Origin of the sequence: Botryobacter ruber, assembly GCF_003347595.2 — a bacterium.
GTDB classification, from domain to species: domain Bacteria; phylum Bacteroidota; class Bacteroidia; order Cytophagales; family Hymenobacteraceae; genus Pontibacter; species Pontibacter ruber_A.
In genome coordinates this window covers 1-13555 of sequence record NZ_QCZK02000062.1, presented here as the reverse complement: position 1 = coordinate 13555, position 13555 = coordinate 1, and the positions used below count along the sequence as shown (strand labels likewise).

The following is a 13555-nucleotide window of genomic DNA, read 5'->3' as shown; positions in this document are numbered from 1 at the left end:
CAGGCAACGGGTTTTCCTGATGTCTGAGTAAACATGAAACATAAAAAATGAGAGTAACAAACCTTTGGCTAAGCTTTTTTCTGGTCCTGATCGCATTTAGTGGCTGTAGTCCCGAGATAAACAAGGCAACTTTTGTGCTGCTGCCCGACACGCAGACCTACGCCGAGAAGTACCCGGAAGTAATGGACGCACAGGTAGACTGGGTAGTAAAAGAAGCCGCCAACATAGACCTGGTGCTGCAACAGGGCGACCTGACCCAGAACAACAACGACGAGGAGTGGCAGCGGGTGCAAAACGCCTTCAAGCGTCTTAATGGCAAAGTTCCTTATGTGCTGGCCGTCGGCAACCACGACATGGGCAGCGGGCCCGGCAAGTTTGCCGATGTCCGCAACACCACCCTGTATAACTCCTACTTCCCCTACAGCACCATGGCTTCGCTGCCTGCTTTCGGGGGCGCGTTTGAAGAAAATAAAACCGATAACGCGTATTACCTGCTGGAAACCGGCAAGCACAAATGGATGGTGCTCACGCTGGAGTTCGGGCCACGGGAGTCGGTGTTGCAGTGGGCGAACAAGGTGGTGGAAGATCACCAGGACCGGATGGTGATCCTGAACACGCATGCCTACATGTACTCCGACAGCACCCGGCAGCACGATAAGGACTGGTGGCGCCCGCAGGCCTACGGCATCGGAAAAGACACCGCCATGAATGCCGTAAACGACGGAGAGCAAATCTGGAAAAAGCTGGTGAAGCAGCACCCGAACATCCGCTTTGTTTTTTCGGGCCACGTACTCCACACCGGCGTAGGCACACTGGTAAGCATCAACGACGCCGGGCTACCTGTATACCAGATGCTGGCCAATTACCAGGAAGGCGTGAAAGGCTCCATAAAAGGCGGCAACGGCTGGCTCCGGATACTAGAGCTGGACTTTAAAGATAACAGCATCACCGTGAAGACGTATTCGCCTTACATAAACGAGTACAAGGAGGAACCGGCGCATCAGTTTAAAATTGAAAGCGCCTTTTTGAAACCAGGAAAGGATAAGAAGTAGGAGCAGAGGCTGTGGTGGCAGGTGCAGTAAGGTTTTTAGAAGGTTCCGTTATTTCTCTACTTCAAGTTTACAACTTGGAGTACAAATGAGGCCAGTTTGTAACTGGCGTAAGTCGAACTGTAATGTTTCGCCAGTTGCAAACTGGCCTTATAAAAAGCTCCAAGTTGCAAACTTGAAGCATAACTATACTAGCCATTACTGCAGTATATGCTGATGATAACCTTCGTATAGAATAGATGACCCAATGGCAAAAAAACACATCCTCCAATGGCTCCTCCTGCTGGCACTCTGCGTTTCGTGCGTGCAAACAACTCCGCCGCAGCAGCAAACGCAGCAAACGCAGCAACAGCCGCAGCAGACGCAGCCACAGAAACAGCCTCCGTTCTGGAACGAGATAAAGGCGTTTAAGCAGGAGGACAGCCTGCAGTTGCCACCGAAGCAGGCCATCCTGTTTGTGGGGAGTTCTTCTTTCCGGATGTGGAAGCACATGCAGGAAATGCTGCCGGAGTACACCGTCATCAACCGCGGCTTTGGCGGCTCCAACCTGCTCGACCTCAGGCGCTACCTGAACGATATCGTATTCCCCTACGAGCCGAGGCAAATCGTGATCTACTCCGGCGAAAACGACATTGCTTCCGACACGGTGGGGGCGCAGGAAGTGCTGCAGCGTTTTGAGGATGTATTCCAGGCCATCCGGGCAAAACTGCCAACGGTGCCCATTGTCTATGTCTCCATCAAGCCAAGCCCGTCCCGCGAGCGCTTCATGCCCCTGATGCGTGAATCGAACCAACTGATACAAAACTACCTGCAGGACAAGCCGCACACCCGGTTTGTGGACGTGTACCAGCTGATGCTGAACGAAAACGGCAAGCCGCTTCCGGATATTTTTATACAGGACAACCTGCACATGAACGACAAAGGATACGCGATATGGGTAAAAGCCCTGGAACCGCATTTAATCAAACAGTAAATCTTAACGAGATAAAAATATGAAGAAACTATCTACAGCACTGATATTTTTCCTGTGTGTTGGCTGCTCGCAGAACGTGCCACAGCAGGGAACAACTTCTTCTGCACCTGCCACCACAGCCACTGCTCCTGCGCAGGAAGCAACTACATCTAAAAATCCGGAAATGGACCGGTTCATCAACGACCTGATGGCGAAAATGACGCTGCAGGAGAAAATCGGGCAGCTTAACCTGCTGGCGGTCGGGTTTGATGTAACAGGTCCGGTGGTAAGCAAGAACGTGGATGAAAAAATCCGGAGTGGACAGGTTGGCGGCGTTTTTAACACCTTTACGCCTGTGGCGGCACGCAAGCTGCAGGAGTTTGCCGTCAACAACACGCGCCTTAAAATTCCGCTGCTCTTTGGCTACGACGTCATCCACGGCCACCGCACCATCTTCCCGATTCCGCTGGGGCTCTCTACCAGCTGGGACATGGACATGATAGAGCGCAGCGCCCGTATTGCAGCCGAAGAAGCATCAGCCGACGGACTGAACTGGGTGTTCTCGCCGATGGTGGACATTGCCCGCGACCCCCGCTGGGGGCGTATTGCCGAAGGAGCCGGCGAAGACCCGTACCTCGGCTCGCAGGTGGCCAAAGCGATGGTGCGCGGCTACCAGGGCGACGACCTGACGCAGAACAACACCGTGATGGCCTGCCTGAAACACTTTGCCCTGTACGGCGCCGCCGAAGCCGGCCGCGATTATGGCACCACCGACATGAGCCTGCAGCGCATGTACAACGAGTACCTGCCGCCTTACAAAGCTGCCATAGAGGCCAATGTAGGCAGTGTGATGACGTCCTTTAACGAGATTAACGGCATCCCCGCCACCGGTAACAAATGGCTGCTCACGGAGCTGCTGCGCGATAAATGGGGCTTCGATGGCTTTGTCGTAACGGATTATACCGCCATCAACGAAATGATACCGCATGGTATGGGTACCGAGGCCGAGGTAGGAGCACTGGCCCTGAAAGCCGGCACCGACATGGACATGGTGGGCGAAGTATTCCTGAAGCACCTGGACCAGGCCGTAAAAGAAGGCAAAGTAACCGAGGCTGATATCAACACCGCCTGCCGCCGCATTCTGGAAGCAAAATACAAGTTGGGCCTGTTCCAGGACCCGTACCGCTACACCGACGATAACCGCGCCACTGCCACCATCATGAAGCCGGAGTTTATCGATGCTTCCCGCGAAATTGCCCGCAAAAGCATGGTATTGCTCAAAAACAAGAACAACGTGCTGCCCCTGAAACAGTCAGGTTCCATTGCCCTGATTGGTCCGTTGGCAAAAAGCCAGCGCGACATGATCGGGAACTGGAGTGCCGCCGGCGACTGGAAAAAAGCTGTTTCGGTAGAGGAGGGCATCCGAAACGTGGTGGGCAACAAAGTGAAAATCAACTATGCCAAAGGCGCTAATATTGCCGATGATGCGCAGATGCTGAAAAGGCTGAATGCACACGGCGGCCAGCTCGACCTCGACACCCGCACCTCCGAAGCCATGATACAGGAAGCCGTAAAAGTGGCGCGTGCTTCTGATGTGATTGTAGCGGTAGTAGGCGAGTCGCAGGGCATGAGCGGTGAGGCTGCCAGCCGTGCCGATATTACACTACCCGGTCAGCAGCTCGAACTGCTTAAGGCGCTGAAGAAAACAGGAAAACCGCTGGTGCTCGTGCTCATCAATGGTCGTCCGCTGGCGCTGAAGTGGGAAGAGGAAAACGCCGATGCCATCCTCGAAACCTGGTTTGCCGGTACGCAGGCCGGTAACGCTACCGCCGATGTGCTCTTCGGAAACTACAACCCCTCCGGTAAACTGACCACCACTTTTCCGCAGGTGGTAGGGCAGGTGCCGCTATTCTACAACCACAAAAACACCGGCCGCCCCTATGGTGGTCAGTTACTAGACAAGTACAAATCGCGTTACCTCGATGTGGAAAACGAACCGCTTTACCCCTTTGGTTATGGACTGAGCTATACCACCTTCAACTACTCCAAACCGCAGATCAGCAAAACCACGATCAGCCCGACGGAGTCGCTGGAGGTGAAGGTCGATGTAAGCAACACGGGTAATTACGATGGCGAGGAAGTGGTACAGCTTTACATCCAGGACCTGGTAGGCTCCATCACCCGGCCCGTAAAAGAACTCAAAGGCTTCCGGAAGATAGCGCTGAAGAAAGGGGAAACCCAAACCGTAACCTTCACCCTTAAGCCGGAAGACCTGAAGTTCTACAATTACCAGCTGGAGCATGTGCTGGAGCCCGGCGATTTTAAAGTGTATGTAGGACCAAATTCCCGCGATGTGCAGGAGCAAAGCTTTAAAGTGCAATAAGCATCCGGAAAAAGATACTGCCGGCAGAAAGAAGTTTTTGCGCTGTACCAATTGCAGGAGCAGCGGCTGTGGAGGCAGGAGCAGCAGACTTTTCAAAGGCAAAAACGGTTCTGCAGCAGTAAAATTTTAACCACGAACAACTATCATGATACACTTCAAACCGGACAAAAGAAAAATACACCAGGTGCTGCTGGCGCTGGGTGTATTTTCTTTCTCGCTTTCTGTACTTACCTACTGCAATACAAAAAAAGACACCGACTCCGAGATAGAGGGTTTCGAACGGGAAGTGGTGGATACCAATCCTCCTGTAACGCCGCTGTCGCCGAAGGAAAGCATGAAGAAAATGGTGCTGCCGCCCGGGTACCGGGTGGAACTGGTCGCCCATGAGCCCATGGTGCAGGAGCCCGTTGCGCTGGCCTGGGATGGTAATGGCAGGATGTACGTGGCCGAGATGAATACCTTTATGATTGACGTGAATGGCACCGGCCAGTTCCAGCCTTCCAGCCGTATCAAGCTGCTGGAAGACACGGACGGCGACGGCGACATGGACAAGTCTACCGTGTTTATCGATAACCTGGTGCTGCCGCGGGCCATCCTGCCCATTGGCGACCAGCTGTTGTTGCAGGAGTCTAACATCAAGCACATCTGGGCCTACCGTGATACCAACGGCGACGGCAAAGCAGATGAGAAATGGTTAGCCTTCAATAATCCGCAGGTGGATTTGCGGAACGTGGAGCACCAGAACGGAGCCCTGCTCTGGAACCTGGACAACTGGATTTACCCCACCCGCGACAACCTCCGCTACAAATTCAGGAACGGACGACTGGTGGCCGATACGCTCATCAACAACATGACCGGCCAGTGGGGCCTTACTTCCGATAACTACGGGCAGTTGTTTTTCTCGGAAGCAGGTCCGGGTTTGCCTGCAGTGCAGATAGAGCAGATGCCGCATTACGGCGCGCTGAATTTCAAAGACCAGTATACTCCGGAGTTTGCCGTTCCCTGGCCCATTATCGGCAACCTGGATGCGCAGGGAGGCGAGAAAGCGTTGCGCGAGGACAATACGCTGAAGCATTTTACATCCGGTTGCGGCCAGTCTGTTTACCGGGGCGACCGGCTGCCGGCAGACATGCTGGGCGATTATTTTATCCCGGAGCCGGTAGGCCGAATCATCAAGCGGGGAAGGATATTCAAAAATGAGGATGCAAAAATTCAAATTCGGAATGTGTATGAAGAAAAGGAATGGCTGGCCTCTGCCGACTTTAATTTTCGTCCGCTGAACACCTACACCGGCCCGGACGGTTGTTTTTACATTGTAGATATGTACCATGGCATCATCCAGGAAAGCGAATGGTCCGGGCCGGGAACATACCTGGGTAGTATCATCAAAGACAAAGAACTGTATAAGAACAGGGGCCTGGGGCGCATCTACCGCATCGTGCACGAAGATTTTGAACCGGACAAGACACGCCCGCGCATGCTCAGTGAGCCAGCCAGTCAGCTGGTTACGTACCTGGAGCATCCGAACGGCTGGTGGCGCGACAATGCCCAGTTGCTGCTGGTCGTGCGCAACGACAAATCGGTCGTGCCTGCGCTACGTGAAATCGCCCTCGGCAAGAAAGCTTCCCTGAAAAAAGCCCCCGGCCCGGTTACCCGTGTGCACGCCCTCTGGACTCTGGAAGGCATGGGTGCTATGAACAAAGCGGTACTGTTCCGGGCACTGCAGGATAAAGATGCCCAGGTCAGGAAAGCAGCCATCTGGATAAGTGAAATGTATATTAAAAGAAATGATCCGGAAGTCATCAGCAAGCTAAGTTCCATGATAACAGATCCGAGCCCGGAGGTGCGGGTGCAGCTTACTTTGTCGCTTCGCACAAATAAAACAGCACAGGCACAGGCAGCCGTAAAAGAGCTGCTCGCCCGCAACCCGGATAATGAACTGATGCAGGTGTCTTATGCCTCCCACATCGAAACGTTAAAATCCATTGCAGCGGAAAAAGCCCTGATCGAAAACCTGGGACCTGCCGAGCGGGCGCTTATCGCCGAAGGCGCAACCATCTACAAACAGCTCTGCGCCACCTGCCACGGCCCCGACGGCAGAGGAAGAGCGCTTGGCGGAGGACAGCTGCATGCGCCACCGCTGGCCGGTTCGCCGCGTCTGCAGGGTAAAGACAAAGTTCTTCCGATCCAGATTATGCTGCATGGCTTAAAAGGTCCTATCGATGGGAAAGAATATGCCGACATGATGCCTTCGATGGCAGCCCAAAGCGATGAGTGGATCGCGTCAGTGCTTAGCTACGTGCGTAACAGCAGCGAATTTGGCAACAATGCCTCCATTATTACGCCTGCGGATGTGCAGCAGGTGCGGCGCTATACCAAACTTATCCCGGGCGGAGCCACATTGCAACAGCTGGAAATAACCAAAGGCTACCGCTCCCTGGAAAGAAACTGGGCGAAATAGCCACAGCCTTGAGAGGAAATTTAAGAGCTTGAATTATGGACATCAGACTGAAAATACTACTCTGGCTTCCGCTGTTTTTCCTGACCGGGACCAGGCTGCAGGCACAGGAGCAAACCTATACCAACAGCATCGGGATGGAGTTTGTCCTGGTGCAGCCGGGAAGCATGGTGGTTGGCCGCTATCAGCCAACGGTGGGCGAGTATGTGCCGCCGAGGCCCCTGCCAAATGCGCCGAACCGGAAAGTGCTGCCGCCATCGGCATATGAAAAAGCCGAAAAAATGGCTAAAGAAGCTTATATGCCCGGCTTTCCGGTAACGCTGGACCGACCGTACTACATCGGGAAATACGAAGTTACGCAGGAGCAGTGGGAGAAAGTGATGGGGCGGAATCCCGCTTATTTTCAGGGCAGCAAGGTAAGCGGCGATGCGGGCAAGCACCCGGTGGAGCAGATTACCTGGGAAGATGCGCAGCAATTTGTTCAGAAGCTCAACCAACTGGACCAGGAGCATGTGTACCGGTTGCCAACCGAGTTCGAGTGGGAATATGCAGCCCGAGCCGGAGCCGAAGACGATGTTCCCTGGCCCAAGGCAAGAGCCATGGCGGTGATAACCGACACCACCACCCGCCCCATCGGCTCCAAAGAGCCAAACGCCTGGGGTATTTACGATATGCTGGGCAACGTGTGGGAGTGGGTGCAGGATTACTACAACGAAAAAATATTTGCCGACCCGGTACCTCCAGTCTCGGGAGAGCTGCATGTGTTAAAAGGCGCTTCCTTTACCGGCGATGCCAAAAATGCCACTTATAAGACACACGCAGCTGGTCCGGGTAACGGATTTGATGTAGGAATGCGGGTGGTGATGGAAGTCAGGTCGAAGTAGTAGATCGTGTATTTGTCTGTTGCAGGTAACTAATCTTGTAGGGAAAATGCTGAGGAGGTTGTGCTGGTGCGAGCTTGTAGCTCGTACTTTCATGTGCCGAATTGAATTGCTGCCTTAAATATAAGCAGCAACTATATGAGGTCATACATGGTGCTTTAACTGCTTGGAAAATCAGTACGAGCTACAAGCTCGCACCAGCGAAAGAAAAACTTGATTATTAACTGGTTGATGCCGCAAGTTTGAGCGCAGCGGTAACTGGTGGTATTTAACTATTACTATGTCAATGCTTATAGAATTGTGTTCAATATTTTCTCTTCAAGATTGGCTTCAACGGCAAGACAAAACACTCTTGCACGACTTCAGCAATTAACTAAAAACGAAAATCATGCAGCTAAAATACCTTGTGCTCATCGTTTTATTCTTCTGCAGTTGCAGCGCTGCCAGGGTGAAGGTGCCGGAAGGGTACACGCCCATCTTCAACGGGAAAAACCTCGATGGCTGGCACATCAGCCGCACCACCCACCAGGGCACCACACCCGATGTGCAGGTAGAAGATGGTGTGCTTGTGCTTCGGCAGAACCCCTACGGGCAGGGGGGCGTGCTGTTAACCGACAAAAAGTATAAAAACTTCGACCTGTACCTCGAAGCTAAAACAGATTCCTTTACCAACGGCGGCATCTTTATCCGTTCCTCCGAAAGCGGGATGGCCTACCAGGTAGAAATTGATGAAAGTATAGGAACCACCGGTAGCTTACTCAGCGAACGCATGCGGATAAGCAAGCCATTCCGGATAACAGAGCGCCCGGACAACTGGAGGCCAGGTGACTGGAATTCGTTCCGGATACGGATGGTGGGCGAGGTGCCAACCATTACCCTTTGGATTAACGGGGTACAGGTGTGGGAGGTAACGCAGCCCCAAAACGATTTCCTGACGGGGGCAACAGAAGGCATGATCGGGCTGCAGTCGCACTGGACGGCATTGTTTTCTCCGGCAGCAGGCGACTGGCGGGGACTCAATTCCTGGGCGCCCGGCGCTGAACACCGCTTCCGCAACATCGCCATCAAAGAGTTGGATGATGATGTAAAGCCATAGTTTATAGTCAACCGAAGAGCCTGTTGCTATTTAGTTAGCCTGGAAATTCAAGTATGAAAGCAGTATCAATCTTCTCTGTCAGCTATTATATCGGGGTAGTCCTGCTGCTCTGCTGCTTTTCCTGCCAAAGCAAAAAAGAAGAAACAGCAGCAACAAAGCATCCGAACATCGTTTTTATTCTGACCGATGACCAGCGCTGGGATGCCTTAAGTTTTGCGGGACACCCGCACCTGCAAACTCCCAACATTGACAAGCTGGCAAAAGAGGGCGTTTATTTCAAAAATTACTTTTGCACCACCTCCCTGTGCTCTCCCAGCCGTGCTTCCATCCTGAGCGGATTATATGCCAGTGCACATGGGGTGGTAGATAATTTTACAGAGTATCCGAAGGACCTGGCCAGTTTCCCGGGTGTTTTACAAAGTATGGGGTACGAGACAGCCTATATCGGGAAGTGGCACATGGGCGAAGGGAACGACAGTCCCCGTCCGGGCTTCGACTACTTTGTGACGCACAAAGGCCAGGGGAAATACTTCGACACGGAGTTTAACATGAATGGCGAAGGGGCCAAGGTCGTGAAAGGGTATTACACCACCGTCGTTACGGACATGGCTACCGAATGGCTACGGAAAGAACGGAAAAAGCCATTCGTGCTGATGCTCGGGCATAAGGCACCACATAGTTTCTACACCCCGGAACCCCGGTATGCCGATGCCTTTGAAGGCGTTCGTGTGCCCTATCCGCGGAGTGCCTTTGAACTGGGCGACAAACCAGATTGGATTAAAAAACGGCTGCCCACCTGGCATGGCATTTACGGACCGCTGTTCGATTGGCGCAAAAATTATCCCGATTCCTCGGCTGCAGGTGTAAAGGATTTTGAAGCCATGGTGCATGCCTACTGGGGAACCATCCTGTCGGTAGACGACAGTGTCGGGGAAATATACAAGGCACTGCAGGAACTGGGGGTGCTGGATAATACCATCTTTGTTTTTACCTCCGACAACGGCCTGCTCAACGGCGAGCACGGCATGGTGGATAAACGAACAATGCACGAACCCAGCATCCGGATTCCGCTAATCATCCGCTACCCGGGCCTTACGCCTGTAGCAAAACCGGTGGTGGTAGACAAGCAGGTGCTGACCTTAGACATTGCACCTTCCTTGCTCGATTTGTGCGGCGCTCCTCCTCTGGAAAATATCCACGGGCAATCGTTCAAACAGCTGGTGCAGGGCGATACAAGTAACTGGCGGAATGCCTGGTTTTATGAGTACAACTATGAAAAGGAGTTTCCTTACACGCCCAACGTGCGCGGCATCCGGACCGATAGCTGGAAGTACATGCACTACCCGCCGGGCGACGGCGGACCGGACAAGCACATGGCGGAGCTTTACCACATTGCAGCAGACCCCGGTGAAGATAAAAACCTGATTGATGATCCGGAATACGCAGAAAAGGCCAGAGAACTAAAAACAGAACTCGCCCGCCTGATGAAACGTGCGGGTGGAAATTCCCAAAAGATGCCCGTTGACCAGGGCATCAAAACGGAGTTGCCGGAGGAGTCAATCAGGTGAAAAATAGCCGCGGTTTTGGCTTCTATGTTTTGCTGCTGCAGTCACCATTCCCGCTGCTCCTGTATATGAATCACTACAGGTGAAAAGTCCCCCTTTGAAGGGGGTAAGGGGGATGAAGCACAGGCTGTGGAAAAAAAACAGAATCTGTAAGCAGTATAGTAACAATTGTTCGCAGACGTAAATCATCCCCCAGCCCCCTTCAAAGGGGGACAAAAGTTACCTTGTATTACAGATTGTATAGAAAGATTTCATCAAAGCCAGAATCGTTTCAAAAGAAACCAATTATGAATACAACAAAAACTACAACTGCTTTCTGTTTCTTCTTTCTGATTACCCTGTGCTCGTTTTACGTGCAGGCGCAACCGGGAGGCAGGCTGAAGTACACCATCAACGACTCCTGGCAGTTTGCCAAAGGCGACCACCCGGAAGCGAAGAACAAAATCTTTAACGATGCGGAGTGGGAGCGGGTAAGCGTGCCGCACACCTGGAACACGCAGGACCCCTACGACGATACGCCGGGTTACTATCGGGGCGTGTCGTGGTACCGGAAAAACCTGGTGCTCAATCCCTCGCTCAAGGGCAAAAAGATTTACCTGTACTTTGAAGGCGCGAACCAGGAAGCCGATGTGTACGTGAACGGCAAACACGTTGGCAACCACAAAGGCGGCTACGCTGCTTTTGCTTTTGACGTGACCGACGCTGTCTCGTTCGATGGCTCGCCAAACCTGCTGGCCGTAAAGCTGGATAACAGCCACAATGCCGATATCGCACCGCTGATGGGCGACTTCAATTTCTACGGCGGCATTTACCGCGATGTCTACCTCATTGCCACCGAACAAACACACTTCGACGTGCTGGACCATGCTTCCCCGGGCATCTTCCTCGAAACGCCAAACGTATCGGAGGCTGCTGCCACCGTAAAAGTGCGGGGCAACGTAGTGCACGAAGAAAAGAAAAACAGGAAGACCGATGTGCGCATCACCATCCGCGACGACCGTGGCAAGACAGTCGCCAGAAAGCAGTTTTCCCTGAACCTGAAGTCCGGCAAATCGGGTTTTTCGCAGGAGCTGCCGAACATTCCGAACCCGCGGCTCTGGTCCCCCGACGACCCGTACCTCTACAGCGTATCGGTGCAGCTGCTGGAGCGGAATAAAGTGCTGGATGAGGTGAACAGCTCCCTTGGCCTCCGGTGGTACCGTTTCGATGCCGACAAAGGCTTCTTCCTGAACGGAAAACCGCTCAAGCTGGTGGGCTCTAACCGGCACCAGGACTACCTCCGCATCGGCAGTGCATTGCCCGATGCGCTCCACCGCAACGACATGAAGCTGCTCAAGGAGATGGGTGCCAACTTCATCCGCATTGCCCATTACCCCCAGGACCCCGCCATCCTCGAAGCCTGCGACCGGCTGGGAATCCTGGCAGCAGAAGAGATTCCGGTCGACCATAAAATCACCGATTCTGAAGGTTTCTATGCCAACTCCGACAACATGATGCGCGAAATGATCCGGCAGCACTACAACCACCCCAGCATCATTATCTGGGCCTACATGAACGAAATGCTGCTGGGCCGGAGCCTCCCCCGCGACAAAGAAGCCATCGATAAAATTGTAGCCTATGCGCACAAACTGGAAAAACTGGTGCGCGAAGAAGATCCCAACCGCTACACCATGATTGCCAACCACGGGCAATTTGAATTGTACCACCAGGCGGGACTGACCCAGATTCCGATGGTGGTGGGCTGGAACCTGTACTTCGGCTGGTATGAAAGTACTTCAGATAAGCTGGGCGATTTCCTGGATAACTTCCACCGGCAGGTGCCGGACAAGCCGGTCATCATCAGCGAGTATGGCGCCGGTTCCGACACCCGGATTCACTCTTTCGAACCCATCAACTTCGATTATTCCATCCAGTGGCAGAACGCTTTACACCAGAGCTACCTGAAGCAGACATACGAAAGGCCTTACGTAGCAGGAGCCGCCGTCTGGAACTTTGTGGACTTTAGTGCCGAACAGCGGCAGGATGCTACGCCCCACGTGAACAACAAAGGCCTCGTGACGCAGGACCGGCAGCCAAAGGATTCCTATTACGTGTACAAAGCAGCGCTGGCAAAGGAGCCGGTTCTCAAAATTGGGCCGGTGAACTGGAAGAACAGGGCAGGCGTAGCCGATGCTGCCAATGCTGCTGTGGCTACCCAACCGGTGGTGGTATTTTCGAACATGGAAAAAGTAACGCTTTGGGTGAATAACCAGTCGCAGGGGGAGCAAACGGTAAAAGACGGGCAGGCGCAGTGGCAGGTGCCCTTCCGGCAGGGCAGGAACAACCTCGAAGCCCAGGCTACACGGGACGGAAAAGTGGTTAAGGATTTTACCGAAGTGGACTTTACGCTGTACCCGCAAAACCTGAAGACAGCAACCGGACCAGCGGCAGATATAAACATTAACCTGGGCACCCATTTCTATTTTGTCGATAACCTGACGCAGGAAGTCTGGATGCCGGACCAGGCCTACAAGTCTGGCTCCTGGGGCTATGTTGGCGGGAAAGATTTCATGCCCCCGGGCCGCGACCGGGGCATAGGCACCAGCCTGAATGTGCGCGCAACCGACAACGACCCGCTGTTCCAGACGCAGCGCACGGGCATAGAGGCTTACAAATTTGATGTGCCGGACGGGCAGTACGAGGTAACGTTATCTTTCGCCGAACTGCTGTCGGTAGAGCAGATAGAAAAGCTGGCCTGGGACATCGGGCAGAAAGAAGCCACCCAAGCCAAGATAACCGAACGGGTCTTTGATGTGCTACTGAACGGAAAGCTCATTATAGAGAACCTCAACCTGGCCAAAGATGTTGGCGTACGAACCGCCCTGCAGCGCAAATTCCCTGTCACCATCACGAACAACGAAGGCATCACGGTAACCTTCCGCAACCAGAAAGGCGAAGCAGTGCTGAACGCGATTCAGGTGCACCGGGTGTATTAGGAAATAATACCAAACAGTATTTACCCTCTTCCATAAATATAACCCCTCTTGTCATCCCTTTAGGGATCTCATACCTTTACCACAAGCGTATACAGTACAAATTTTATATACTTTTAAAAGACAGATGCAGGAAGGTAACTATAGGGAATCTACATACACTTGGTGATATGGACCACAAGGAATCTCCTTCCTGTAT

8 protein-coding genes are annotated in these 13555 nt (G+C 53.1%); all 8 read left to right on the top strand.

Annotated elements, in window-relative coordinates; genetic code table 11:
• The first annotated feature begins 47 nt into the window (after positions 1-47).
• Positions 48-1052 carry a metallophosphoesterase gene (locus DCW36_RS22360; protein WP_205702986.1) on the top strand — a complete coding sequence of 335 codons (1005 nt, stop codon included), beginning with the start codon at positions 48-50 and terminating at the stop codon, positions 1050-1052.
• 244 nt (positions 1053-1296) lie between these two features.
• Positions 1297-2022 carry a GDSL-type esterase/lipase family protein gene (locus DCW36_RS22355; protein ID WP_114784508.1) on the top strand — a complete coding sequence of 242 codons (726 nt, stop codon included), beginning with the start codon at positions 1297-1299 and terminating at the stop codon, positions 2020-2022.
• A gap of 19 nt (positions 2023-2041) precedes the next feature.
• A complete protein-coding gene (gene bglX, locus DCW36_RS22350; RefSeq protein ID WP_114784506.1) occupies positions 2042-4384 on the top strand; it encodes a beta-glucosidase BglX in 2343 nt (780 codons plus the stop codon).
• A gap of 145 nt (positions 4385-4529) precedes the next feature.
• A complete protein-coding gene (locus tag DCW36_RS22345) occupies positions 4530-6845 on the top strand; it encodes a DUF7133 domain-containing protein (protein WP_114784504.1) in 2316 nt (771 codons plus the stop codon).
• 35 nt (positions 6846-6880) lie between these two features.
• Positions 6881-7726 carry a formylglycine-generating enzyme family protein gene (locus DCW36_RS22340; protein WP_114784502.1) on the top strand — a complete coding sequence of 282 codons (846 nt, stop codon included), beginning with the start codon at positions 6881-6883 and terminating at the stop codon, positions 7724-7726.
• 385 nt (positions 7727-8111) lie between these two features.
• Complete coding sequence (locus DCW36_RS22335) at positions 8112-8819, top strand: 3-keto-disaccharide hydrolase (protein ID WP_114784500.1); 708 nt, start codon at positions 8112-8114, stop codon at positions 8817-8819.
• Between the two features lie 53 nt (positions 8820-8872).
• Positions 8873-10387 carry a sulfatase family protein gene (locus DCW36_RS22330; RefSeq protein ID WP_114784498.1) on the top strand — a complete coding sequence of 505 codons (1515 nt, stop codon included), beginning with the start codon at positions 8873-8875 and terminating at the stop codon, positions 10385-10387.
• Between the two features lie 284 nt (positions 10388-10671).
• On the top strand, positions 10672-13359 hold the full coding sequence (locus DCW36_RS22325) for a glycoside hydrolase family 2 TIM barrel-domain containing protein (RefSeq protein WP_114784496.1): 2688 nt from the start codon (positions 10672-10674) through the stop codon (positions 13357-13359).
• Positions 13360-13555 lie beyond the last annotated feature (196 nt).